This window comes from Amnibacterium sp., assembly GCF_051956055.1.
Classification (GTDB): Bacteria; Actinomycetota; Actinomycetes; order Actinomycetales; family Microbacteriaceae; genus Amnibacterium.
In genome coordinates this window covers 1-22,505 of record NZ_JBQCGC010000101.1, presented here as the reverse complement: position 1 = coordinate 22,505, position 22,505 = coordinate 1, and the positions used below count along the sequence as shown (strand labels likewise).

General features: G+C 72.9%; 23 protein-coding genes. 11 read left to right on the top strand and 12 right to left on the bottom strand.

Annotation, left to right across the window (positions count from 1 at the left end):
- Together ACTHLI_RS14385 and ACTHLI_RS14380 are read right to left on the bottom strand one after the other, a co-directional pair.
- Nucleotides 1-1,451, bottom strand: a 1,451-nt coding sequence (locus ACTHLI_RS14385; RefSeq protein ID WP_440185062.1) for an FAD-dependent oxidoreductase, incomplete at its 3' end; no start/stop codon positions are given.
- A 35-nt stretch (nucleotides 1,452-1,486) separates the two neighbouring features.
- Nucleotides 1,487-1,840, bottom strand: a complete 354-nt coding sequence (locus tag ACTHLI_RS14380) for a MerR family transcriptional regulator (RefSeq protein WP_440185065.1) — start codon at nucleotides 1,838-1,840, stop codon at nucleotides 1,487-1,489.
- A gap of 195 nt (nucleotides 1,841-2,035) precedes the next feature.
- Here ACTHLI_RS14380 and ACTHLI_RS14375 point away from each other — a divergent pair, with 195 nt between their 5' ends.
- Complete coding sequence (locus tag ACTHLI_RS14375; protein WP_440185059.1) at nucleotides 2,036-3,565, top strand: SulP family inorganic anion transporter; 1,530 nt, start codon at nucleotides 2,036-2,038, stop codon at nucleotides 3,563-3,565.
- Between the two features lie 18 nt (nucleotides 3,566-3,583).
- On the opposite strand, the gene ACTHLI_RS14370 is transcribed toward ACTHLI_RS14375, so the two are convergent.
- Entirely contained in the window at nucleotides 3,584-4,336 is a 753-nt protein-coding gene (locus ACTHLI_RS14370) for an SDR family NAD(P)-dependent oxidoreductase (RefSeq protein ID WP_440185057.1), read from the bottom strand.
- 258 nt (nucleotides 4,337-4,594) lie between these two features.
- Between ACTHLI_RS14370 and ACTHLI_RS14365 the strand changes: the two genes are divergently transcribed.
- The gene (locus ACTHLI_RS14365) at nucleotides 4,595-4,786 is read left to right on the top strand and encodes a hypothetical protein (RefSeq protein ID WP_440185055.1); all 192 of its coding nucleotides are present in this window, start codon (nucleotides 4,595-4,597) and stop codon (nucleotides 4,784-4,786) included.
- A 39-nt stretch (nucleotides 4,787-4,825) separates the two neighbouring features.
- Here ACTHLI_RS14365 and ACTHLI_RS14360 read toward each other — a convergent pair whose 3' ends face one another.
- The 4 genes from ACTHLI_RS14360 to ACTHLI_RS14345 all read right to left on the bottom strand — a co-directional run bounded on the left by ACTHLI_RS14360 (nucleotide 4,826) and on the right by ACTHLI_RS14345 (nucleotide 8,163).
- The gene (locus tag ACTHLI_RS14360; protein WP_440185052.1) at nucleotides 4,826-5,347 is read right to left on the bottom strand and encodes a hypothetical protein; all 522 of its coding nucleotides are present in this window, start codon (nucleotides 5,345-5,347) and stop codon (nucleotides 4,826-4,828) included.
- A gap of 80 nt (nucleotides 5,348-5,427) precedes the next feature.
- Nucleotides 5,428-6,588 (bottom strand): acyl-CoA dehydrogenase family protein, encoded by a 1,161-nt coding sequence (locus ACTHLI_RS14355; protein WP_440185049.1) that lies wholly within the window; start codon nucleotides 6,586-6,588, stop codon nucleotides 5,428-5,430.
- Between the two features lie 86 nt (nucleotides 6,589-6,674).
- A complete protein-coding gene (locus ACTHLI_RS14350) occupies nucleotides 6,675-7,181 on the bottom strand; it encodes a MarR family winged helix-turn-helix transcriptional regulator (protein WP_440185047.1) in 507 nt (168 codons plus the stop codon).
- A gap of 43 nt (nucleotides 7,182-7,224) precedes the next feature.
- Nucleotides 7,225-8,163, bottom strand: coding sequence for an NADP-dependent oxidoreductase (locus ACTHLI_RS14345; protein WP_440185044.1), 939 nt, complete (start codon nucleotides 8,161-8,163; stop codon nucleotides 7,225-7,227).
- 235 nt (nucleotides 8,164-8,398) lie between these two features.
- Here ACTHLI_RS14345 and ACTHLI_RS14340 point away from each other — a divergent pair, with 235 nt between their 5' ends.
- The 3 genes from ACTHLI_RS14340 to ACTHLI_RS14330 all read left to right on the top strand — a co-directional run bounded on the left by ACTHLI_RS14340 (nucleotide 8,399) and on the right by ACTHLI_RS14330 (nucleotide 10,650).
- The gene (locus ACTHLI_RS14340; RefSeq protein WP_440185042.1) at nucleotides 8,399-9,208 is read left to right on the top strand and encodes a hypothetical protein; all 810 of its coding nucleotides are present in this window, start codon (nucleotides 8,399-8,401) and stop codon (nucleotides 9,206-9,208) included.
- Between the two features lie 99 nt (nucleotides 9,209-9,307).
- A complete protein-coding gene (locus ACTHLI_RS14335; protein WP_440185040.1) occupies nucleotides 9,308-9,874 on the top strand; it encodes an RNA polymerase sigma factor in 567 nt (188 codons plus the stop codon).
- Nucleotides 9,871-10,650, top strand: coding sequence for a hypothetical protein (locus ACTHLI_RS14330; RefSeq protein ID WP_440185037.1), 780 nt, complete (start codon nucleotides 9,871-9,873; stop codon nucleotides 10,648-10,650). The genes ACTHLI_RS14335 and ACTHLI_RS14330 overlap by 4 nt, the downstream gene beginning before the upstream one ends.
- A gap of 69 nt (nucleotides 10,651-10,719) precedes the next feature.
- Here the strand turns inward: ACTHLI_RS14330 and ACTHLI_RS14325 are convergent, their stop codons facing one another.
- Nucleotides 10,720-11,754: a ketopantoate reductase family protein gene (locus tag ACTHLI_RS14325; protein ID WP_440185035.1), complete on the bottom strand. Its 1,035-nt coding sequence runs from the start codon at nucleotides 11,752-11,754 to the stop codon at nucleotides 10,720-10,722.
- Between the two features lie 128 nt (nucleotides 11,755-11,882).
- On the opposite strand from ACTHLI_RS14325, the gene ACTHLI_RS14320 reads away from it, so the two are divergent.
- Complete coding sequence (locus ACTHLI_RS14320) at nucleotides 11,883-12,662, top strand: SDR family NAD(P)-dependent oxidoreductase (protein WP_440185032.1); 780 nt, start codon at nucleotides 11,883-11,885, stop codon at nucleotides 12,660-12,662.
- A 3-nt stretch (nucleotides 12,663-12,665) separates the two neighbouring features.
- On the opposite strand, the gene ACTHLI_RS14315 is transcribed toward ACTHLI_RS14320, so the two are convergent.
- Genes ACTHLI_RS14315 through ACTHLI_RS14305 form a run of 3 tightly spaced genes read right to left on the bottom strand, consistent with a single transcriptional unit; the run spans nucleotide 12,666 to nucleotide 17,043 of the window.
- On the bottom strand, nucleotides 12,666-13,571 hold the full coding sequence (locus ACTHLI_RS14315; protein WP_440185029.1) for an NAD(P)-dependent oxidoreductase: 906 nt from the start codon (nucleotides 13,569-13,571) through the stop codon (nucleotides 12,666-12,668).
- Nucleotides 13,568-14,860, bottom strand: coding sequence for a dihydrolipoamide acetyltransferase family protein (locus ACTHLI_RS14310; RefSeq protein WP_440185026.1), 1,293 nt, complete (start codon nucleotides 14,858-14,860; stop codon nucleotides 13,568-13,570). The genes ACTHLI_RS14315 and ACTHLI_RS14310 overlap by 4 nt, the downstream gene beginning before the upstream one ends.
- The gene (locus ACTHLI_RS14305) at nucleotides 14,860-17,043 is read right to left on the bottom strand and encodes an alpha-ketoacid dehydrogenase subunit alpha/beta (RefSeq protein WP_440185024.1); all 2,184 of its coding nucleotides are present in this window, start codon (nucleotides 17,041-17,043) and stop codon (nucleotides 14,860-14,862) included. The genes ACTHLI_RS14310 and ACTHLI_RS14305 overlap by 1 nt, the downstream gene beginning before the upstream one ends.
- Nucleotides 17,044-17,186: 143 nt before the next feature.
- Here ACTHLI_RS14305 and ACTHLI_RS14300 point away from each other — a divergent pair, with 143 nt between their 5' ends.
- Genes ACTHLI_RS14300 through ACTHLI_RS14290 form a run of 3 tightly spaced genes read left to right on the top strand, consistent with a single transcriptional unit; the run spans nucleotide 17,187 to nucleotide 19,860 of the window.
- Complete coding sequence (locus ACTHLI_RS14300) at nucleotides 17,187-17,714, top strand: VOC family protein (protein WP_440185021.1); 528 nt, start codon at nucleotides 17,187-17,189, stop codon at nucleotides 17,712-17,714.
- Between the two features lie 8 nt (nucleotides 17,715-17,722).
- Nucleotides 17,723-18,400 (top strand): GntR family transcriptional regulator, encoded by a 678-nt coding sequence (locus ACTHLI_RS14295; protein ID WP_440185018.1) that lies wholly within the window; start codon nucleotides 17,723-17,725, stop codon nucleotides 18,398-18,400.
- A gap of 11 nt (nucleotides 18,401-18,411) precedes the next feature.
- The gene (locus tag ACTHLI_RS14290; protein WP_440185016.1) at nucleotides 18,412-19,860 is read left to right on the top strand and encodes an NAD-dependent succinate-semialdehyde dehydrogenase; all 1,449 of its coding nucleotides are present in this window, start codon (nucleotides 18,412-18,414) and stop codon (nucleotides 19,858-19,860) included.
- Between the two features lie 33 nt (nucleotides 19,861-19,893).
- On the opposite strand, the gene ACTHLI_RS14285 is transcribed toward ACTHLI_RS14290, so the two are convergent.
- On the bottom strand, nucleotides 19,894-20,577 hold the full coding sequence (locus ACTHLI_RS14285; protein WP_440185013.1) for a helix-turn-helix domain-containing protein: 684 nt from the start codon (nucleotides 20,575-20,577) through the stop codon (nucleotides 19,894-19,896).
- Nucleotides 20,578-20,727: 150 nt separating this feature from the next.
- Between ACTHLI_RS14285 and ACTHLI_RS14280 the strand changes: the two genes are divergently transcribed.
- Nucleotides 20,728-21,264: a VOC family protein gene (locus ACTHLI_RS14280; RefSeq protein ID WP_440185010.1), complete on the top strand. Its 537-nt coding sequence runs from the start codon at nucleotides 20,728-20,730 to the stop codon at nucleotides 21,262-21,264.
- The gene (locus ACTHLI_RS14275; RefSeq protein WP_440185007.1) at nucleotides 21,261-22,328 is read left to right on the top strand and encodes an SDR family oxidoreductase; all 1,068 of its coding nucleotides are present in this window, start codon (nucleotides 21,261-21,263) and stop codon (nucleotides 22,326-22,328) included. Before ACTHLI_RS14280 ends, ACTHLI_RS14275 begins: the two co-directional genes overlap by 4 nt.
- Nucleotides 22,329-22,505: the final 177 nt, after the last annotated feature.

Here is a 22,505-nt window from a genome sequence, read left to right as displayed (position 1 = left end):
ACGTTGCGCGAACCGGGGATCCCGCCACGCGCGTGCTCCGCCGGTGACCGGACGTCGATCAGCGTGGCCCCCTCGGCCAGCGCGGCGTCGAGCGCGTGCCACTGCACCGCCCGGGTCGCGCCGCTCGCGAGGTTCTCCGCCACGTAGCCCGCGAGGTTGATCGGATCCTTCGCGGAGGCGTACTGGGGTGCGTAGGCGAGCTCGAGCTCCGTCAGCTCCGAGGCGGTGAAGCCGGCGGTCATGGCGGTGGCGAGCACGTCGATGCGCTTGTCCACGCCGTCGCCGCCCACGATCTGCGCACCCAGCAGACGATCGGTCTCGGCGTCGATGAGCAGCTTCATGGCCATGCGCGCCGCGCCCGGGTAGTAGGCCGCGTGCGAGCCCGGGTGGGTGTGGACGACGCGGTGCGGGCGCCCCGCGTCGGTCAGCCGGCGCTCGCTCCAGCCGACCGTCGCGACGGTCAGGCCGAAGACGCCGATGATGGCCGTCCCGAGGGCGGGCCGTGCCGGGCGCGCCGTGCCCGCGATGGCGTCGGCCGCAGCCCGCCCGTGCCGGTTCGCGAGCCCCGCCATCGTGACGAGCGTCGGCTCCCCGTCGACGGCGTCCTGCTTCTCGACGCCGTCGCCGACGGCGAGGATCGCCGGGTCGCTCGTCCGCTGTTGCGCGTCGACCGCGATCCCGCCCCGCGGCCCGATCCTGAGCCCCGCCTCCTCCGCCAACCGCACGTCCGGCCGCACGCCCCTGGCGTCGATGACGAGATCCGTCGGCACCGACGTGCCGTCGTCGAGCACCACCGCGCCGTCACCCGCCGAGGCCACGGCGTGCTGCAGGAGCACCTGGACGCCGTTCCCCTCGAGCTCGCGCAGCACGGGCGCCGCCATCTCGGGGTCGAGCGGGGTGAAGACCTGGTCGCCGCGCTGCACGAGGGTCACCTCGAGCCCGCGCCTCCGCAGGTTCTCGACCGCTTCGAGCCCGATGAACCCGGCGCCGACGACGGTCGCGCGCCGGGCGCCGTGCTCGTCGATCGCGGCGACGACCGCGTCGACGTCGTCGATCGTGTGCAGGTTCCGCACGGGGACCCCTCCGGGCGCGAGGTCGTGCACCGGCGCGGCACCGGCGGCGAGCACGAGCGCGTCGTACGGCTCCTCGTACTCGACCCCGGACTCGAGGTCGCGCACCCGCACGCGCTTGGCCACGCGGTCGATCGCGAGCGCCTCGTGGCGGACGCGGACGTCGAGCGCGAACCGGGAGCGCAGCGACTCGGGCGTCTGCAGCAGGAGGTCCCGCCGGTCGCCGATCACGCCGCCGACGTAGTAGGGCAGCCCGCAGTTCGCGAACGAGACGTAGCCGCCGCGCTCGAGCACCACGATCTCGGCCGCCTCGTCGAGCCGTCGGAGCCTGGTCGCGGCGGACATCCCGCCGGCGACCCCACCGATCACCAGTGCCTTCATCCGATCCTCCTTCATCACCCGGGTCTCCTCCCGGCTCAGAGCGCGGCCAGCAGCCGGGTGAACTCGTCCGCCATGTCGAGCTGGCGCTGGAGCGCCGCACGACGCGCGGCCACGTCCTCGGCGAAGCCCGAGAGCCGCGCCCTCGCCTCGGCGTCGCTCGCGTCGGCGCGCACCGCGTCCACCGCCTCGAGGAGCGCCTTCATCTCGTCGAGGCGGTAGTCCAACGGCTTCATCCGGCGGATCAGCAGCAGCCGATCGACGTCGGCCTCGGTGTAGAGCCGGAAGCCGCCGTCGCTGCGCCCGGAGGGGACGACCAGCCCGACCTCGTCGTAGTGCCGGATCGTGCGGTGCGAGAGACCGGTCCGGTCGGCCACCTCGCCGATGTGCATCGAGGCCCCGGTCTCCGCCACGCGCGCCTCCCGCCCCCTCCCTACCCTCACGTGAGGGTAGAGTTTTCGTCATCGCCCGCGATCGAGGGCCCGGCCATTCTCGCCGGAGGCCCGAGCCGCAGCGACCGTGCGACGACGCACCGCCCGTTCCGTCCCTCCAAGAGCGCGCCCCGCCGCGCCCGTCAGGAGCATCCGATGCCGTCCACCCTGCGCCAGCTCGCCCTCGCCGCCGTGATCGGGGCACCCGAGCAGCACGACTCCGCCCGCGTCGTCGACGCCGTCCGACGCCCGCGCGTCCTGGTCCGCGAGCTGCTCGCCGGCCTCGTCGTCGGCCTCGCGCTGATCCCGGAGGCGATCTCCTTCTCGATCGTGGCCGGGGTCTCCCCGAGCGTCGGCCTCTACTCCTCCGTCGTGATGGCGATCGTCATCTCCATCGTCGGCGGCCGGCGGGCGATGATCAGCGCCGCCACCGGCGCGATCGCGCTCGTGGTCGCGCCCGTCGCACGCGAGCACGGGCTGCAGTACCTGCTGGCGACGGTGATGCTCGCCGGGCTCCTGCAGGTCGCGCTCGGCGCGATCGGGTTCGCGAAGCTCATGCGGTTCATCCCGCGCAGCGTGATGGTCGGGTTCGTCAACGCGCTCGCGATCCTCATCTTCATGGCGCAGCTGCCGCACCTCATCGGTGTGCCCTGGGCGGTCTATCCGCTCGTGGCGCTCGGCGTCGCGGTCATCGTGCTGTTCCCGCGGTTCACGCGGGCCGTGCCCGCGCCGCTCATCGCGGTCGTGGTGATCACCGTGATCACGGTCGCCGCAGGGGTGCACATCCCCACGGTGGGCGACGAGGGGTCGCTGCCGACCGGCCTGCCCGTGTTCGGGCTGCCGCAGGTGCCGCTCACGTTCGACACCCTGCGGATCATCGGGCCGTTCGCCCTCGCGGCGGCGCTCGTCGGGCTCGTCGAGTCGCTGATGACGGCCAAGCTCGTCGACGACATCACCGAGACCGGCTCGAACAAGTCCCGCGAATCGGTCGGGCAGGGCATCGCCCAGGTCGCCTCCGGGCTCTTCGGCGGTATGGGCGGCTGCGGGATGATCGGGCAGACGATGATCAACGTCCGCGGCTCCGGCGCGCGCACGCGGTTGTCCACCTTCAGCGCGGGGGTCTTCCTGCTGATCCTGATGGTCGTCCTGCACGACCTCGTCGGCGAGATCCCGATGGCCGCGCTCGTCGCGGTGATGGTGATGGTCTGCGTCGGCACGTTCGACTGGCACAGCATCCGCCCGGCGACCCTGCGGCGGATGCCGGTCGGCGAGACCGTGGTGATGGTCGTCACGGTGGTCGTCGTGGTGGCCACGAACGACCTCTCCATCGGGGTCGTGGTCGGCGTCGTCGCGGCGATGATCGTCTTCGCGCGTCGGGTCGCGCGCTTCGCCACCGTCGAGCGGACCGTGGACGACGCGGGCGAGGTCCGCTACCGGGTCGACGGCGAGCTGTTCTTCGCCTCCAGCAACGACCTCACGCACCGGTTCGACTACGCGGAGGACCCCTCCCCGGTCGTCATCGATCTCAGCGGATCCCACGTCTGGGACGCCTCCACCGTCGCCGCGCTCGACGCGATCGCGACGCGCTACGCGCGGCACGGCACCGAGGTCCGCATCGAGGGGATGAACGCCGCGAGCGAGCACTTCCACGGTCGGCTCACGGGGACGCTCGCGGGCGAGGACTGACCGTCCCCGCGCCGGCGGTCAGATCGCCGACCAGCCGCCGTCGCTCGGGAGCACGGCGCCGTTCACGTTCGTTGAGTCGTCGCTGAGCAGCCAGCAGATCGCCGCCGCGAGCTGGCCGGCCTCCGCGACCGGCGGCACCATGGCCTGGAGGAACGGGCCGATCCGCTGGGCGGCCGCCTGGGAGCGGAAGGGGGCCTCGATGTTCGTGGCGACCGGCCCCGGCGCGACCGCGTTGCAGCGCACGCCCTTCGGCGCGGTGAAGAACGCCGTGCTCCTGGTCAGCCCGATGATCGCGTGCTTCGAGGTCGTGTAGGCGGTGCCCGCCGCGGCACCGCGGAAGGACGCCTCCGACGCGACGTTGACGATGGACCCCTGCCCGGCCGCGAGCATCACCGGCAGCACCGCGCGGGTGAGGCGCATCGGCGCAGTGAGGTTCACGGCGAGCACGCGCTCCCACGTCTCGTCGTCGACCTCGTCGGGAGGCAGGAAGCCGTCCATGATGCCTGCCACGTTCGCCAGCCCGTCGATCCGGTCGCCCGCCGCCGCCAGCACGCGGTCGAGCACCGGGGCGTCGGCGAGATCGCCGTCCACGGTGCGGAGTCGGTCGTCCCCGATCGCCTCCCGGAGCGCGGCGAGCCTGCCGCCGTCCAGGTCGACCCCGATCACGGTCGCTCCTTCGCGATGCAGCCGCTCCGCGGTCGCGCGACCGATGCCCGACCCGGCCCCCGTGACGACGACCGTCTTGCCGTCGAACCGTCCCTGCACGTCCATGCCCGCTCCCGTCCTCTCCTCCGGGCGGGCCGTCCGCCCGCCGAGTCGGTGTCACCGGTTCACGGCGCCGTGTGTGACGGCCGCGCGGCCGCCGGTCGAGCCGGCGCCCACCTCCACCGCGGCTCAGCCTCGCCGCGGAGACGGGCGGGGAGGAGGGTCCTAGGTCACGCCGGATGGGGCGAAGGACTCCTGCGTCTCCGCGCGGAGCCGCCCTACCGTGCGCGAGACGAGGCGACGGAGCGTGGAGCGGAGGCGGCGATGGCCGGAGGTCGGGTGCAGGTCGTCCGCGAAGGCGGCCTCGGGTTCGTGGGGTTCCTGGCGTTCATCGGCGCCCTCGTGTACTTCCTGCAGCACCCGAACGGGTTCTGGGGCGTCATGCTCGGCATCGGGGAGGCCATCGTCTGGCCCGCGATCCTCGTCTTCCACGTCCTGCGGGTGCTCGGGGCGTGACGCACCCGGTCCCGCAGGAGGCGGACGAGGCCGGGTGCCTCAGGATCCGCTGGAGCTGGACTGGGGGGCGCCCCCGCCGGCGCTGACCCCGCCGCCCGAGCCGGACGATCCGGCACTCGAGGACTGCGCGGCGGCCGCGGCAGCGGCTGCCTTCGCCGCTGCCGCCGCTCTCGCCGCGGCCTCGGCCTTCGCCTTCTGCGCCGCTGCCGCCTGCGCGTTCGCCGCCTGGGTGGCCGCGATGCGATCCGCCTCCGCCTTCGCGGCCGCCGCCTTCTCCGCGACGGCCTTCGCAGCCGCCGCCTTCGCCGCCTCGGCGCGGTGGTGCTCGGCGATCGCGGCGGTCTTCGCAGCCGCCAGCGTCTTCTGGTCCTGGATCGCGCCGTACGCCCCGGTGCCGACCATCGCCGACCCCGCCACCGCGACGCCGGCCGCAGCCGTCGTCCAGATCCGTACGGCTCGCTTGCCGCGTTCCCGTGCCCGCATCGTCTCCCCGTTCGTCCGACACCCGTCGATCACGGCGTCGTCGGCGACCCCGCTGCGCAGCCGCCCATGATGCGGCATGCCGCACGCGACACGCCGGCGCGGCACCTTGGGATGCGCTCTGCGGACGGCCCCGCACCTTCGAGCGCTCGAAGACACCGCTACCGGAACGCGCGCAGCCCGGTGATCCGCTCCCCCAGCACGAGCGTGTGGACCTCGTCGGTCCCCTCGTAGGTCCGGACCGCCTCGAGGTTGCTGGCGTGCCGCATCGGCGAGAGGTCGAGGGTGACGCCGTTGCCCCCGAGCACGGTGCGCGCGGTCCGCGCGACGTCGATCGCGACCCGGGTGTTGTTGAGCTTCGCGAACGAGATCATGTGCGGCTCGAGCCTTCCCGCGTCCTTGGCCCGCCCGAGCCGCAGCGCCACGAGCTGCGCCTTCTGGATCTCGAGCGCCATGTCGACGAACTTCGCCTGGGTCAGCTGGAAGCCGGCGATGGGACGACCGAACTGCGTCCGCTCCTGGGCGTACGCCAGCGCGGTGTCGAAGCTGTCCCTGGCAGCACCGATGGCGCCCCACGCGATGCCGAAGCGGGCCTCGTCGAGGCACGAGAAGGCGGCGCGGAGCCCGCGCCCCTCCGGCAGCACCGCGCTCTCCGGCAGACGCACGCCATCCAGGGCCACGTCGCACTGGATGGACGCGCGCATGGCGAGCTTCCCCGTGATCGGCGTCGCGCTGAACCCCGGCGTCTCGGTCGGCACGAGGAACCCGCGGACGCCCTCCTCCGTCCGCGCCCAGATCACCGCGACGTCGGCGATGGACGCGAGGCCGATCCACCGCTTCGTCCCGTCGAGCACCCAGGCGTCCCCCTCCCGCCTGGCCGTGGTGCGCATCGCGGCCGGATCCGAGCCCGCCGAGGGCTCGGTGAGCCCGAAGCACCCGATCGCGTCGCCGCGGGCCATCCGCGGCAGCCACGTCGCCTTCTGCACCTCCGAACCCCATTTCGCGATCGCGGACATGGCGAGCGACCCCTGCACGGAGACGAACGTGCGGATGCCGGAGTCGCCGGCCTCCAGCTCCTGCGCCGCCAGGCCGTACTCCACGGCCGTCCGCCCGGCGCAGCCGTATCCGGAGAGGTGCATGCCGAGCAGCCCGAGCTCGGCGAGCTCCGGGATCAGCTCGACCGGGAACCGGGCCTCCTCGAACCAGCCGGCGATGCCCGGCCGGATCCTGCGGTCGACGAACTCCCGCACCGTCTCCCGCAGGGCGAGCTCCCGGTCGGAGAACTCGCCGTCGATGTCCAGCAGATCGCTCGCGCTGACCACGTCGTCGCTCCCGTCCTCGCCGGGGCGCCGATGCCCCGCGACGCTCCCATCATCGTGGGCGCGCGGTGCGCGAGCGCCGCCCGCCGTCACCCGGCGGCGGCGCTCCGCTTCCGCCGGGGCGCCGCCGACCTGGGCGGGTCGGCGCGCAGGTGATCGCGGACGGGGCCGAGCAGGGCGGCGAGGGACGCGACCTGCTCGTCGCTCAGGGGGGCGAGCAGGAGCCGCCGGATGATCTCGATGTGCCCGGGGAACACCGCGGCGAGTCGCTCCCGCCCGGCGTCGCTGAGGGTCACGACGACGCTGCGCTCGTCGTCGGAGGACGCGGACCTCGTCACGAGGCCCGCGCGCTCGAGCAGGCCGGCCTGGTAGGTCAGCCCGCTCCTGCTGTAGACGACGCCGTCGGCGAGGTCCGTCATCCTGGCGCTCCCCGACGGCGCGTCGCCCAGTGTGGCGAGCAGCTGGAACTGGACGTAGCTGAGGTCCCCCGCCTCCTTCAACTGCTGCTCGACCGCGTGTCGCAGCAGGCTGCTGACCTCGATCAGCGAGAAGTACGCGTCGAGCTGCACGGGCTCGAGGGCCGGACGGTCTGCCATGGCGCCATTCTTCCCGTCCGGCCCGGCGCACCGGAGGTGCCCGTCAGGCCTCCGCGGCGAGGACCACGACCTTGCCGCTGACGCCGCCGCCGACCGCCTCCTCGTGCAGGGCGGGGAGGTCGCGGAGACCGATCCGGCGGCCGACCTCGACCGTCAGCTCGCCCTCGTCGACGAGCGCCGCGAGCTGCGCCAGGCGATCGCGATCGCGGCGCACGAACACCGTCGCCCCCCGCACCCCGCGGGCGGGCGCATCGGGTGTCGGCATCCAGGCCGTCGTGCTGACCACCGCACCGCCGTCGCGCACGAGCGCCACCAGCGCGGCGAACCGCTCGGGTTCGATCGGCGCCAGATTGAGGAGCAGGTCCACCTGCCCGTGGACGGCGGCGAGGACGTCCACCGAGGTGTGGTCGACGACCTCCTCGGCGCCGGCCGCGCGGACCGCGGCGAGGCTGCGCGGGCTCGCCGTGGCGATCACCTGCGCACCGGCCCGCTGCGCGAGTCGGACCGCGTACTTGCCGACGACGCCGCCCGCGCCGACGACGAGCACCCGCTGTCCTGCCACGAGGCCGCCGTCGTCGAAGAGCGCCTGCCATGCCGTGAGCGCGACGGAGGGCAGCGCCGCCGCGTCCTCGAGCGGGATGCTCCTCGGCGCCGGCACCAGCGCGTCGGCCGGCGCCACGACGTACTCCGCCGCGCCGCCGTCGCGCTCCATCGGCAGGAATCCGAAGACGGCGTCGCCGACCGCGAGCCCCTCGACGTCGGGACCGACCGCGTCGACCGTTCCCGAGACGTCGTACCCCGGCACGTGCGGCAGCACCACCGGGATCGGCAGCGTCCCGGCGCGCATGCCCGCGTCCGCAGCGTTGAACGCGGACGCCGCGACGCGTAGCCGCACCTCGCCGGGTCCCGGGACCGGCTGCTCGATCTCCCCGTACTGCAGCACCTCAGGGCCGCCCACCCGCTCGAACCACACCGCTCGCATGACCACTCCTCATCGATTCTGCTTCACATTCGAAGCACTAGAGCACCATACCACCACTTCGAACTCGCAGCACTTGGGAGGCGCATCGTGGCGGAGCAGGCGCGCCCGGCCCTGCCTCGGCCCTCCCGGACCCCCACTCCGAGGGTGATCCGCCCCGAACGCGTAACCCGGCGCCCACCCGGAGCGATCTCCTTCCTGCGGGCGGGGACCCGTGATCCGGACGAAGGGGAATCGAATGCCCGTGCTCACCACGCTCATCGGCAGCAAGATCGTCGTGGGGGCCGTCGCCCTCTGCGCCGTCGGAGTCGGCGGGACCGCGGTCGCCGCCGCAGCCGACGTGCTGCCCGCGCCGATGCAGGCCGGAGCGCATCAGCTGATCGGAGCGCCGGCTCCCGGCGCCGACGACCAGGCCGCCGAAGCGACCGCGACCCCGACCACCGGGACGTCGACCGCGAGCGACGCGACCGCCGAGGCGACCGACCCGGCCACCGACCCGGCCACGGACCCGACGGCGGGCACCGACCCGACCGAGGCACCCACCGACGCCGCGACGCCCGAGCCGTCGGCGACCGACAGCACGGCACCGACCGTCGCGCCGGTCCTCGACGCGCACGGCCTCTGCACCGCGTTCGTCGCGGGCGGGCTGCCGGTCCACTCCGTCGCGTACGTGCGGCTCAGCACGGCGGCCTCCTCCACCGGCAGCAGCGACGTCGCCGCCTACTGCGCGACCGTCGGGGTGACCGCCCGCACCCACGAGGCCGAGCCCACCGACTCCGCGTCCGACCCGACGCACCCGGCGGAGGACCGCACGTCGCACCACGAGCAGTCCGACGCGCAGGCAAGCGCCTCGCGCGACCGGCACCACGACGGGCAGGACGGGCAGGACAGCACCGACCCGACCCCGTCGCCCACCGCCGGATCGGGCTCGGACAGCGGCACGACCTCCGGGTCCACCGGCGCGAACCAGGACCAGGGCTGGAGCACGAGCCAGGACCAGGGCGGCAGCGCGAGCCAGGACCACGGCGGGAGCCAGGGACGGGACTGAGCCGACCGATGCACGGGATCGCCCGACGCGCGGCCGGTGACGGCCGCGCGGCGGCCGCCGCGGGATACCGTGCGCGCAGACCGGCACCTGGAGACCGCGATGACGACGACCGACCGCGCACCGGTGCCGTTCGGGCGCCGTGCCCCGACGCGGGTGCGGGGCGGATCCGCGTCGGTGTTCACCGAGGCCTACCGGACGCTCGCGCCGCTCGTCCGCGGGTACCTCCAGGCCCGCGGCGTCGAGGACGTGGACGCCGCGACGCAGGACGTCTTCGTCTCGCTCCTCCCGCGCCTGGAGGCGTTCGAGGGGACGGAGGCCGGGCTGCGGAGCCTGGTCTTCACGATCGCGCACGCCCGCGCCGTCGACCACCACCGCACGCGCGGGCGACGGCCGCTGATCATCGCCTACGACCCCGACGAGGACAACCGCACGACACCCTCGGCCGAGGAGCACGCGCTCGAGGAGCAGAGCGGCGTCCTCGCCCTCCTCCCCCGGCTGCACCCGGAGCACCGCGAGGTGCTCGCGCTCCGCATCGTCGCCGACCTGTCCCAGGAGGCGACCGCCGAGATCATGGGCCGCTCGGTCGGCGCGATCAAGCAGCTCCAGCGCCGGGCGCTCCTCGCGCTCCGCGCCGAGCTGAACCGCACCCAGGAGGTCCTCGCATGAGCACCGCACCACTCCACCCGGACGACTCGCTCCGCGCCCTGCTCGACGAGTCGGGCCTCGAGGACGACGACCGCCTGCTCGACGCGCTCCACGAGCTGCGCGCGCTGGGCGACGGTCCGGCGCCCGATCCCTCCCCCGAGCTGACGCGACTCCTCGCGCCGCACCGATCCATCCGCTCCCGGCTCGGCAGGCGCGGCGCGGTGGTCGTCACGCTCGTGGCCGTCGCGACCGTCGGCACGGGGCTGTCCGCGGCCGCGAGCCCCGCGGTGCGCGGCACGGCCCAGCAGGCGATCGCCTCCGTCGTCGCGGCGGTCGTCCCGCATGCGCCGGCCACCACGGCCCCGCCCACGCCGCGCTCGGCGCCGGTACGACCGACGAGCGCCGCGTCGTCGCCGAGCGCGCCGCCGGCCCCCGGCACGGTCCCGCCCTCCGCGGTCGCCTCCGCACCCGCGCAGCCGGTCGCGATCGGAGCGGTCGTCCCGCCCCGATCCGGCGAGGGCGATGGTGAGAACGCACGAGCGTCGACGACGGCGGGCACCGCCGACCGCTCGCGACGCGAGGGCGACGGGCAGCAGCAGCGGTCACAGGAGCAGCAGTCGGAGCAGCAGCAGCAGCAGTCGCAGCAGCAGCACGGGCAGCCGACCGCGAGCACGGTCCCCTCGCCGTGGCCGACGGGTGACGCCTCCGGAAGCGGAAGCGGCGACCGCGGCGGCGACGGGAGCGGCAGCGGGCACGACTCCGCCGACAGCGCGAGCCGGCAGCTCGGCGGCGACTGAAGCCGGCGGTCGACGGCCCGGCGCATCCCCGGCTCGAGCGCCCGGTCAGGCGCGGGTGCCCGGCCGGCCCTACGCCGCGGCGACCGGGGCCAGGAGACGCTCCACGTTGTGCACCCCTCGCTCGAGCTCACCGCGCTCGATCCGCAGCGCGACGTCCACGGTCCGCTCGTTGGCAGGCGCATCGAGTCCCGCCGCGCGCATCGCCCGCACGACCGTTCCGTTGATCTCCTGCACCTCGGCGCGGCGACCCTTCATCCAGTCCTGCAGGACGGTCGTGCGGGTCGTGGGCGAGGAGAACCGCTGCAGGACGATGTCGAGCAGCGCGGGCGCGTAGGTCTCCGCGGAGGTGACGTCGGCCTCGGTGAGGCCGAACACGGGCCTCAGCCGACTGCCGGAGGCGACCGTCGCCCCCGCGGCCTCGATGCAGCAGCGGTCCATGAAATCGCGGACGCCGGGTACCCGGGCGGCGTCCGCCAGCGGGAGGTCGAGGATCGCGGAGGGGACGAGCTCGCCCGCGTTGGCGACGAGCTTCATCCACTTCGACGACCGGATGTCGTCCGAGATCTCGACGGTCCCCGCGTGGCGGAGGGCGTCCCAGACGTCCTGCTCGTGCCGCTTCGCCGCCGCGTCGATCGCACCGACCGCGAACCAGGCGGTCTCGGGCGAGTTCTCCCGGTTGACGACGCCGGGCTCGAACATGTTGGACGCCATCTCGATGACCGCGCCGATCGTGCGCTCGGGACCGACGATCGACGCGATGTCGTCGACGTTCATCCCGTTCTGTAGGCCCACGACGGCTCCGTCCGCGGCGAGGGCCGGCTTGATGAGCTCGCACGCCCAGCGGGTGTCGTACGCCTTGGTGACGAGGAAGACGAGGTCGAACGGCTTCCGGACGGTGGCGACCTCGCACAGGTGCATCACCTCGACCGGCGTGACGACGGTCTCCTGCGGCATCCGAACCTCGACCCCATGCCGCCGCATCGCCTCGACATGGTCCGGCCACTGCTCGACGAACATCACATCGAGGCCGGCCCGCACCATGTCCGCGCCGACGCCCGCCCCCTGCGCACCGCTGCCCAGGATCGCGATTCGCTTCCCGCTCACACCGCCTCCTCGCTCGTGTGCTCACACTCTATGTCCCGTACCGCGCTACTGAACAACGTCAGCCTGGCCCCCGTGTTGCACGCACCGTATTGTGTAGTCCGGCTGAACACGAGCGCGAAGGAGCGGTCATGACCGGACGGGTCGAGGGCAGGACGATCGTCGTGACGGGAGGCGGCTCCGGCATCGGCGCGGCGATCTCCCGAGGGCTCGCTGCGGAGGGAGCGAACGTGCTCCTCGCGGACCTCGACCTCGACGCCGCCCGCGGCGTCGCGAACGCCATCGTGGGCTCGGGCGGCACCGCGCTCGCGATCGAGGTGGACGTCACCGACCGGCGGACGGTCCGGGCCGCGGTCGGACGCGCGGTGCAGGAGTTCGGTCGACTCGACGGCTTCTTCAACAACGCGGGGATGAACGCCCCGATGCCGTTCCTCGAGATCACGGAGGAGAACTTCGAGCGCCTGATGCGCGTGAACGCGATCGGGGTGCTGATCGGGATCCAGGAGGCGGCGAAGCGGTTCATCGAGCAGGGCGGCGGCGGCAAGGTGGTCAACACCGCATCCATCGCCGGTCGCACCGGCTTTCCGAGCTTCGCGCCCTACAGCGCCTCGAAGGCCGCGGTGATCTCCCTCACCCAGGCCGCTGCCCGCGACCTCGCGCCGCACGGCGTGACGGTCAACGGCTTCGCACCCGGGGTGGTCGCGACCCCGCTCTGGAAGCGGCTCGATGCGGACCTCGCCGCGATGGGCGCGGCGGACGCCGGGTTCGACTCGATGGCCGCCGACATCCTGCTGGGCAGGCCGGCGCAGCCGGAGGACATCGTGCCGACGGCCCTGTTCCTCGCCTCGGCCGACTCGGACTACATCACGGGCCAGATCATCCCGATCGAAGGCGGGATGATCCTCGTCTGAGGCTCAGCCGCGCGGCTCGAGGACGAGGCCCGCGTCCTTCGCCGCGGTCAGCACCACCGCGGCCAGGTCGAGACCCGCACCGATGCCGCTCGAGATCGTGCGCGAGAACGCGACCTCGGTCGTCGAGACGACGGGCAGCGGCACCTCGAGCTCGGCGCCGAGTCCGAGGGCGAGCCGGAGGTCCTTGCGCTGGCCCTCGACGGTGAACGTCGGGGTGAGGTCGAGGTCGACGAGCGCCGGGGTCTTGTAGCTCGAGAAGGGCGACCCGACCGCGCTGTCGTTGATGAACGCGAGCAGGCGGTCCCGCGGGACACCGGCCTTCTCGCCGAGGACGACGAGTTCGGCGAGCGCCTGCATGGTGATGGCCAGCAGACCGTTCGTCGCGAGTTTGACGACATCGGCCTCGACGCCCTCGCCGACGACGTGCGTCGCACGGCCGAGCGCGGCGAGCACCGGCTCGGCCCGCTCGAGGTGCTCCGCGGTCCCGGAGGCGGCGAAGATCGCCCGGCCCGCCTTCACGACACCCGGGTTGCCGCTCACGGGCGCCGCGACGAAGCCGACGCCCGCCGCCGAGGCGTCGGCCGCGGCCCGCCGCGCCGCCGCCGGCGACACGGTGGAGCCGTCCACCCAGGTGGCGAGGCCACCGCGACCGCCGGAGAACAGCCCGTCGGCGGGGTCGTGCAGCCGCTCGAGCGCGCCGTCGTCGAGCACCATCGAGTAGGCGAGGTCGTAGGAGCGGGCGTCCGCGGGGGTCGCCAGGCGGGCTGCGCCGCGCTCGACGAGCGGGTCCGCGCGCTCCGGCGTCCGGTTCCAGACGCCGACCTCGAAGCCGGCGTCGAGCAGCCGCTCGACCATGACGACGCCCATGCGCCCGGCGCCGAGCCACGCGACCGTCGGCCGCGCGATCACAGCAGGATCCGCATCGGGTGCTCCACGAGGTCGGTGAAGGCGGCGAGCCACTGCGCCGCCAGGGCCCCGTCGATCACGCGGTGGTCGGCGGAGAGGGTGACGGTCATGACGCGCCGGATCTCGATCCGGCCGTCCTCGACGACGGGCCGCTCCGAGGCGGCGCCGACGGCGAGGATCGCGGACTGGGGCGGGTTGATGATCGCCGAGAACTCCTTGACGCCGTACATGCCGAGGTTGGAGATCGAGAAGGCACCCCCTTCGAGCTCGTCCTGCTTCAGACGCCCGCGGCGAGCGCGGTCGATCAGGTCGGCGGAGGCCGTCGCGACGTCGCCGAGCGAGCGCGACCCGACGTCCCTCAGGACGGGCGTGACGAGGCCGCCTTCGATGGCGACGGCGATCGCCACGTCGACGGTGTGATGACGCCGCACCGCGGTCTCCGCCCACGTCGCGTTCGCCTCCGGCACGCGACGGTAGGCACCCGCGGCAGCCTTGACGAGCAGGTCGTTCACCGAGACCTTCACGTCCCCGCCGTCGTTGAGCTGGGCGCGGAGGTCGAGCAGCGCGTCCATCCGCACGTCGCCGACGACGTAGAAGTGCGGGACGGTCGACTTGCTCTCGCTGAGCCGCCGCGCGATCGCGCGGCGCATGCCGGTGAGCGGGATCTCGTCGTACCCGTGGTCGGCGGCAGGCGCTGCAGGTGCGGGTGCGGGTGCGGGTGCGGGTGCCGCCGGCGCCGGGGTGACCGCCTGGGCCGCGGCGAGGAAGCGCTCGAGGTCGCGGCGCACGACTCGGCCGTCGGGGCCGGTGCCCGGCACATCCGCGAGGTCCACCCCGCGCTCGCGGGCGAGCCGGCGCACGATCGGGCTCGTGAAGCGGCGACCGCGCTCGGCCGATGCGGCCTCCGCCGAGGAGGACGGGAGCTCGGTCGGCGTGCCCGCTGCGGGTGACCGCGTCGCCTCCGGCGCGGTCTCGGGCTCGGGCGCGGCGACCCGCTCGGGCGTCTCGGCGCGCTCCGCGCGGACCGGCGGCACGCCCTCCTCCGGCTCCTCGCCCGGTGCGCCGATGAGCGCGATCGGTTCACCGACCGCGACGCTGTGCCCCTCCTCGACGAGCAGGTCGAGCACGGTGCCCTCGATCTCGGCGCTGTACTCGACGACGGCCTTCTCGGTCTCGACCTCCGCGAGCGGTGCTCCCACGGTGACGGTCTGGCCCTTCTTCACGAGCCAGTTCGCGATGGCGGCCTCGGTGACGTTCGCGAGGACCTCGGGCATGCGGATCACGGAGGCCATCAGCGCCGTCCCATCCCGGCGACGACGCGCTCGAGACCGGCGACGACCTCCTCCGTGCGAGCGATCGCCGCCCGCTCGAGGACCTTGGAGATGCTCGGGCTCGCCTCGCCGCCGGTCACCCGCTGCACGGGCTGATCGAGCCAGTCGAAGAACCGGCGCTGGATCTCGTCGCTCAGCCAACCGCCGTAGGAGGTGCCCTGTGCACCCTGCTCCACGAGCAGCACGGCGTTCGTCCGCTTGATGCTCTCCCCGATCGTGTCCCAGTCGAGGGAAGCCCGGTCGAGCCAGCGGAGGTCGATCACGTCCGCATCCACGCCGGTCTGCTCGACGGCCTCGAGCGCGTGCCTGACCATCGACAGGTAGGAGATGACGGTGACCTCGTCACCGTGCCGCCGGACCGCGGCGCTGCCCGGCGGGATGCGGTAGTCGAGGTCGACCGGCGTCTCCTCCATGAGCGGGTAGAGGTCGATGTGCTCGATCACGAGGACCGGGTCCTGCAGGTCGAGCGCCGCGTTCATCAGCCCGATGTAGTCGGCCGCGGTGGACGGCGCGACGATCCGCCAGCCGACGCTCGAGGCGAAGACCCCGGCCGGGTCCATGAGGTGCTGGGAGCCGTATCCCGAGCCCATCGCGACCTTGGTCCGGAGCACCAGCGGCACCGGGTTGTCGCCGCCGAACATGTGCCGCGCCTTCCCGATCTGGTTGAAGACCTGATCGGCCGCGACCCACAGGAAGTCCGGATACATGAACTCGACGACCGGACGGAAGCGCCCGTCGAGCGCCATCCCTCCGCCGAGCCCGACGAACGCGTTCTCACTGATCGGCGTTCCGAGCACGCGGTCGGGGAACGCCTTCGCGAGCCCCTTCGTCGCGCCGTGCGTGCCCCCGTTGAGCCGATGGACGTCCTCGCCGAGGACGACGATCCGCTCGTCCCGCTCCATCCGATGCCGCATGACGCCGGCGACGGTGTCGACGAACCTCCCCGACCGGGTCTCGCCCTCGTAGTCGAGCGGCTCGAGCAGCGGTGCGCCCGCGAGCTCGCCGGCGTCGCCGCGGATGCCGACGTCGACGAATGCGGGGTCCGGCCAGAGGTCGGGCTTGATGCGCCGCTTGCCGTCCGCCTCCGGATCGGCCTCGACGAGGCGGGAGGCGATGTCCTTCATCGCCGCGATGGCCTGCTCGCGGGTCGAATCGGCCTGCGCCTGAGTGATGTGACCGAGCGCCAGCAGCTCGCGCGTCGTGCGCGCGACCGGGTCCCGATCGCGCCAGCCCTGCTCCTCGTCCTTCGACCGGTAGCCGAAGGCGCTCCCGGGGTACGGCCCGTTCTGGTGGAAGAAGCGGTACACCTCGGCCTCGATGACGGCGGGACCGTCGCCCGCGCGCATCCGCGCAGCGGCCTCCTCGGTCGCGAGGTGCACGGCGAGGGGGTCCATGCCGTCGACCTGCCACGCGGGGATCCCGAAGCCCGGTCCACGGCCGGACAGCCGCGCCTCGCCGGTCACCTCGTGGACCTCGGTGGACACGGCGTAGAGGTTGTTCTCGATGAAGAACCCGAACGGCAGCTTCCACGCCGCCGCGAGATTCATCGTCTCGAGCACCGACCCGATGTTCACGGCGCCGTCGCCGAAGTAGCTCATCGTGAGGTCGTCGGTGCCCGCGTGCCGCTGAGCCCAGGCGTTCCCCGCACCCATGGGCACCCCACCGCCGACGATCGCGTTCGTGCCGAGCGCGCCGGCCTCGAACCACTGGAGGTGCATGGATCCGCCGCGACCGCGGCAGAAGCCCTGAGCGAGGCCGAGGATCTCGGCGAGCGTCCGCTGGAGGACGGTGTCGACATCGCGCGTGACGATGGCGTCGAGGTCGAAGCGTCCCTTCGACACGTGGGTGAGCGCCTTCGCGAGGAACTGATGGTGCCCTCGGTGGGATCCGTTCACGCCGTCGGCGGTGCGGAGTCCGATGATCGAACCGACCGCGCCCCCCTCCTGGCCGACGCTCGAATGCGCCGGGCCGTGGACGAGCCCCTCACCGGCCAACTCGAGGACGGTCTCCTCGAACGCCCGGATGAGGTGGAGCTCCGCGAGCATGCCGGTGAGCAGGGCCGGGTCGGCCTGCGCCCAGTCCTCCGCGGTGGTCTCCAGCCGGATCCAGTCGACAGCCGGGTCGAGACGGGTTCGGTTCGGCATCGTCCTCTTCTCCATCGATGAGGTGGACGGCGAGCGTCCGCAGGTGTTCACTGTAGATGTACATTGGCGCCAATCACAACCGCTGCACTGAACAGCGGCGGAGCAACGGACGGACCGCGACGACGCGGGAAGGGGATGACCTGATGACGCTTCCGGGGCTGCGCGGCACGGACCACATCGGCTTCACGGTGCCGGACCTCGACGAGGCCGACCGGTTCCTCACCGACGTCCTCGGCTGCACCCGCGTCTACTCACTGGGCCCGTTCGCCCATCCCGACGACGACTGGATGGCCGAGCACATGGGGGTCCATCCGCGCACCGTGATGCGTCGCCTCCACTTCTATCGGTGCGGCAACGGCACGAACTTCGAGGTCTTCTCCTACGACGCCGCCGACGGCGTACGACCGCAGCCGCGCAACAGCGACATCGGCGGCCACCACCTCGCGTTCTACGTCGACGACCTCGACGACGCCGTGGCCTCCCTGCGCGAGCAGGGCGTGCGGGTCATGGGGGAACCGACCGCCAGCTCGAACGCGAGCGCCGGTCAGCGCTGGGTCTACTTCCTCACCCCGTGGGGGATGCAGATGGAGCTCGTCTCCTACCCGGACGGCAAGGCCTACGAGCGGGACGCACCGGTGCTGCTCTGGCACCCGGCGCGGCCTGCGGAGTGAGCGCCCACGTGTCCGCGCGGCCGACCGGTGTGCGGGACGGCGCGGCGGGCGCCAGGATCGCGGATGCGCTGCGCGCCCGCATCCTCGGGGGCGAGCTGGGGCCCGGCGACCGGATCCGGCAGGAGCCGCTCGCCGCGTCGCTCGGCGCCAGCCGCGCGCTCGTGCGCGAGGCGCTGCGGATCCTCGAGGCGGACGGGCTCGTCACGACGGTCGCGAACACCGGGTCCTGGGTGGCGCGGCTCAGCCAGGACGAGTGCGACGAGATCTACTCGATCCGCGAACGCCTCGAACCACTGCTGCTCCGCCGCAGCATGCCCCGCCTCGGCCCCGCACGGATCGAGCGCCTCGCGACGCTCGCAGAGGAGATCGAACGCGTGCAGGACGTGGAGCACTTCCTCCGGCTCGACCGGAGGCTGCACCTCCTGTCCTACGAGGGTGCCGAGACCGCCGTGCTCGGCGACACGGTGCACCGCCTCTGGAACACGACCCAGCACTACCGCCGGGCGTTCGCGCTGCTGATGCAGCCCGAGGACCTGCGGACGCTCCACGACGAGCACCACCTGCTCGTCCGAGCCGTCCGCGACGGCGATGCCGAGGACGCCGAGCGCGTCCTCGCCGGGCACATCCGCAGGACGCGGCTGCAGCTCGCCCACCACCCTTCGGTCTTCGACGACCCGCGATCCTGAGGAGGACCGGCATGACCACCGCAATCGAGCCCACCACCGTGTTCCGCGACCTGTACATCGACGGGGCGTGGCGTCCGGGCTCCTCCGGCGAGCGCTTCCCCGTGCTCGATCCGGCCGACGGCAGCACCGTCGCCGAGTTCGCCGTCGCGACACCCGAGGACTGCGACGCCGCCGTCGCCGCCGCCGCCGCCGCACTGCCCGCGTGGAGCGCGACCGCGCCTCGTGTCCGCAGCGAGATCCTGCGCCGGGCGTGGGAGATCCTCACCGCCGAGGCGGACGTGCTCGCGGAGCTGATGGTGCGCGAGAACGGCAAGTCCTGGGCCGATGCGAAGGCGGAGGCCGGCTACGCGACGGAGTTCTTCCGCTGGTTCGCGGAGGAGGCCGTGCGGATCCCCGGCGACTGGCGCCTCTCCCCCGCCGGCGACAAGCGCATCGTCGTGACGCACCGTCCGATCGGCGTCTCCCTCCTCATCACGCCGTGGAACTTCCCCGCCGCGATGGCGACGAGGAAGCTCGCCCCGGCCCTCGCGGCCGGATGCACGACGGTGCTGAAACCGGCGAGGGAGACCCCGTTGACCGCGGCGTACCTGGTCGACGCGCTCGAGCGTGCCGGCGTGCCGAAGGGCGTCGTGAACCTCGTGACGCCCGTCCCGACCGGGCCGGCGGTCGCGCGGATGCTCGCCGCCGAGCCCGTCCGGAAGCTCTCCTTCACGGGCTCCACCGAGGTCGGGCGCGAGCTGTTGAAGGTCTGCGCGGACCGCGTCGTGAACCCCTCGATGGAGCTCGGTGGCAACGCTCCGCTCATCGTCCTGCCGGGCGCCGACCTCGACCAGGCCGTGGAGGGCGCGTTCCTCGCGAAGATGCGCAACGGCGGATCCGCCTGCACATCGGCGAACCGCTTCTACGTGCACGACTCCGTCCACGACGCGTTCGTGGAGCGCATGACCGCGCGGCTCCGGGCGACGAAGGTCGGGCCGGGCCTCGATCGCGGGAACGAGCTGGGTGCGCTCGTCTCGGTGGGCGAGCGCGACAAGGTCGCGCGCCTCGTCGACACCGCGAAGGCGGAGGGCGCGACGATCGAGGTGGGCGGTGCCGCGTCCGAGCACGGCGCCTTCTACAGCCCGACGCTGCTCACGGGCGTGGCGCACGGCAGCACGATCAACGCGACGGAGATCTTCGGCCCCGTCACGGCCGTGGTCCGCTTCACCGACGTCGACGACGCGGTGGCGCAGGCCAACGACTCCGAGTTCGGCCTGATCGCCTACGTCTTCGGCGAGGAGCGGGCGGCGATGCAGGTGGCGACGCGGCTCGACGCCGGCATGGTCGCGGTCAACCGGGGCGTGGTCTCCGATCCGGCGGCACCGTTCGGCGGCACGAAGCAGAGCGGCCTCGGTCGCGAGGGCGCCGGCGAGGGGATCCTCGAGTTCCTCGAGACCCAGTACATCGCGGTCACCGCGTGATGACGCGCCTCCGAGCCCGGGGCGCCGACGGGATCAGGCGGGCGGTTGGTGGCTGCTGCCGTGCACGAACCAGACGCCCTCGAAGACCCCGGGCCCCGGGTTGCGGTGGACGTGCGGGATGGAGGAGTCGAACCCGAACGACTCGCCCTCGTGGAGGTGGAACACCTCCTGACCGACCGTCACGAGCAGCTCGCCCTTCAGCACCATCGCGTACTCGTACCCGTCGTGCGTGACCATCTCCCCTCCGGCGGAGGAGGTCGCCCCTGGGGCGTAGGTCACCTTCATGAAGTTGATGGCGTGCTCGGGTGTGGCCGCGAGGCGTTCCCACACCACACCCTCGGCCATGGTGATCTGCGGCCGGTGCGAGGGATGCACGACCGAGACCCGGTTCGCGTACTCGGAGGGGTGCCACGCGTTCATCGGGTTCATGCGGCCGCTGCCGTGCCATTCGTCCTGCGGCTCCTCGAGCTCGAGCGCCCGCTCGTGGGCCTGCTCCTCGGCCTCGAAGAGCTCGTCGACCGTCACCCCGAGCAGACGGGCGAACGTGTAGAGCGTCCCGACCGAGGGTTGGGACTTCCCGTTCTCGATCTGCGAGACGAGGGAGGGAGAGACGCCCGCCTGACGAGCGAGCTCGCGCAGCGACAGTCCGGCCCGCTGCCGGATCTCCTTGAGCCGCAGGCCGAGCTCGCCGACCTCGAACGCCCGGATGTCCGTCATCTCCGCGCCTCTCTCTCGGGCCATGCGTCGCGCCGGCGACCGGTCCTCCGGGCGATGTGCGGGACCCGCTCAATGTACACACGAGCGCGACAGCGCGCCCGTGTTACTGTTCAGTGACACCGAACAGTCGGATCACGAGGAAGTGTGCCGATGACCATTCGAGGAATCCACCACACGGGGATCATCGTCCGGGATCTGGACCGATCGATCGAGTTCTACCACGGCGTTCTCGGCTTCCCGTTCGCGAGCGAGCCGAGCCCCTGGTTCGATGGCGAGGAGCTGGAACGAGGGGTCGGTGTGCCGGGTGCGCGACTCCGGCAGTGCTGCCTCCTGGTCGGCGAGGACGTGCTGGAGCTGCTCGAGTACGCCAATCGGGAACCGAGTGACGGCCCCGTGCATCAGAACCATCTCGGCGCGATGCATGTCGCGCTCCGCGTCGACGACGTGGGCAGGGTGCAGGCCGCGCTCGAGGCGCAGGGTGTGGAGTTCCTCTCCTCCGCCCACGTCGTCGACGACGGCGTGCTGGCGGGCTGGCGATGGGTCTACTTCCACGATCCGGACGGCATCCCCCTCGAGCTCGTCGAGGTGGCCTACGAGCGTCCCGAGGAGCGGCGCGCCGGCGTCGAGGCGTACCTGGCCGATCACCCCGCCGCGCACCGCGCACCATCCGAAGGAGTCCAGCAGTGACCGAACCCACCCGCCGCGCCCTCGTCGTCGGCGTCACCGGCATCGTCGGCCAGAACCTCGCCGCGCACCTGCTCGACGCGGGATGGGAGGTGTTCGGCCTGTCGCGGAGCGGCGGTGTGCCCGATGAGCGCGTCCGGCCCGTCCGCGCCGACCTGGCGGACGCTGAGGGCCTGCGGACGGCGCTGCGCGAGGTGCATCCCTCCTTCGTCGGGATCACGGCATGGACGCGGATGCCCACCGAGGCGGAGAACATCCGCGTCAACGGTGAAGCGGTGCACAACGTCCTCGCCGCGCTCGCCAACGCCGGCTCGGTGCAGCACGTGGCCCTGATGACGGGACTCAAGCACTACCTCGGACCGTTCGAGGCGTACGCGACGGGGGTCATGCCCGACACGCCGTTCCGGGAGGACTCGCCCCGGCTGACCACACCGAACTTCTACTACGCGCAGGAGGACGAGGTGTTCGCCGCCGCGGAGCGGGCCGGCTTCACCTGGAGCGTCCACCGGTCGCACACCGTGTTCGGGTTCGCGACGGGCAACGCGATGAACATGGTCCTCACGATCGGCGCGTACGCGGCGCTCTGCGCCGACCGCGGGCTGCCGTTCGTCTTCCCCGGCTCCGCGACCCAGTGGAACTCGGTGACGGACGTCACGGACGCGGAGCTCCTCTCGGAGCAGATGATCTGGGCATCGGAGCACGGCCGGAACGAGGCGTTCAACACGGCGAACGGCGACGTGTTCCGCTGGCGGTGGCTGTGGCCGCAGATCGCCGATCGATTCGGTCTGCGCTGGGAGGGCTTCGAGGGCGAGCCGCGCCCGCTCGAGCGGGCGATGGCCGGGATGGAGAGCGCGTGGCGTGATCTCGCCGAGCGGCACGCACTCGTCGAACCCGACCTCCGCCGCGTCGCGTCCTGGTGGCACACGGACGCCGACCTCGGGCGCGACATCGAGGTGCTCACCGACATGAACAAGAGTCGCAAGGCGGGCTTCACCGCCAGCCGGGACACCCGCGACAGCTTCTTCCACTACATCGACCGCTACCGCGCAGCCCGCATCCTGCCCTGACGGCTGGTCCGAGCATCTCAGCAGGCTGATCTCACTTCGGCAGGCCGCAGCAGGGGTCGCCGGCCTGCTGGAGTGAGATCAGCCTGCCCGAGTGCTCGTGAGCCGGTCGACGGAGCAGCGAGGAGGGGAGGAGCCCCCCGGCGGTCCTCCCCACCACGGCGAGCGCGCGCACAGCTG

Excerpts from the sequence above, each read along its gene's own strand:
- ACTHLI_RS14380 (WP_440185065.1), bottom strand. The coding sequence starts at position 1,840 with ATGCACATCGGCGAGGTGGCCGACCGGACCGGTCTCTCGCACCGCACG.
- ACTHLI_RS14375 (WP_440185059.1), top strand. The coding sequence starts at position 2,036 with ATGCCGTCCACCCTGCGCCAGCTCGCCCTCGCCGCCGTGATCGGGGCA.
- ACTHLI_RS14370 (WP_440185057.1), bottom strand. The coding sequence starts at position 4,336 with ATGGACGTGCAGGGACGGTTCGACGGCAAGACGGTCGTCGTCACGGGG.
- ACTHLI_RS14365 (WP_440185055.1), top strand. The coding sequence starts at position 4,595 with ATGGCCGGAGGTCGGGTGCAGGTCGTCCGCGAAGGCGGCCTCGGGTTC.
- ACTHLI_RS14360 (WP_440185052.1), bottom strand. The coding sequence starts at position 5,347 with ATGCCGCATCATGGGCGGCTGCGCAGCGGGGTCGCCGACGACGCCGTG.
- ACTHLI_RS14350 (WP_440185047.1), bottom strand. The coding sequence starts at position 7,181 with ATGGCAGACCGTCCGGCCCTCGAGCCCGTGCAGCTCGACGCGTACTTC.
- ACTHLI_RS14345 (WP_440185044.1), bottom strand. The coding sequence starts at position 8,163 with ATGCGAGCGGTGTGGTTCGAGCGGGTGGGCGGCCCTGAGGTGCTGCAG.
- ACTHLI_RS14340 (WP_440185042.1), top strand. The coding sequence starts at position 8,399 with ATGCCCGTGCTCACCACGCTCATCGGCAGCAAGATCGTCGTGGGGGCC.
- ACTHLI_RS14335 (WP_440185040.1), top strand. The coding sequence starts at position 9,308 with ATGACGACGACCGACCGCGCACCGGTGCCGTTCGGGCGCCGTGCCCCG.
- ACTHLI_RS14330 (WP_440185037.1), top strand. The coding sequence starts at position 9,871 with ATGAGCACCGCACCACTCCACCCGGACGACTCGCTCCGCGCCCTGCTC.
- ACTHLI_RS14320 (WP_440185032.1), top strand. The coding sequence starts at position 11,883 with ATGACCGGACGGGTCGAGGGCAGGACGATCGTCGTGACGGGAGGCGGC.
- ACTHLI_RS14310 (WP_440185026.1), bottom strand. The coding sequence starts at position 14,860 with ATGGCCTCCGTGATCCGCATGCCCGAGGTCCTCGCGAACGTCACCGAG.
- ACTHLI_RS14305 (WP_440185024.1), bottom strand. The coding sequence starts at position 17,043 with ATGCCGAACCGAACCCGTCTCGACCCGGCTGTCGACTGGATCCGGCTG.
- ACTHLI_RS14300 (WP_440185021.1), top strand. The coding sequence starts at position 17,187 with ATGACGCTTCCGGGGCTGCGCGGCACGGACCACATCGGCTTCACGGTG.
- ACTHLI_RS14290 (WP_440185016.1), top strand. The coding sequence starts at position 18,412 with ATGACCACCGCAATCGAGCCCACCACCGTGTTCCGCGACCTGTACATC.
- ACTHLI_RS14285 (WP_440185013.1), bottom strand. The coding sequence starts at position 20,577 with ATGACGGACATCCGGGCGTTCGAGGTCGGCGAGCTCGGCCTGCGGCTC.
- ACTHLI_RS14280 (WP_440185010.1), top strand. The coding sequence starts at position 20,728 with ATGACCATTCGAGGAATCCACCACACGGGGATCATCGTCCGGGATCTG.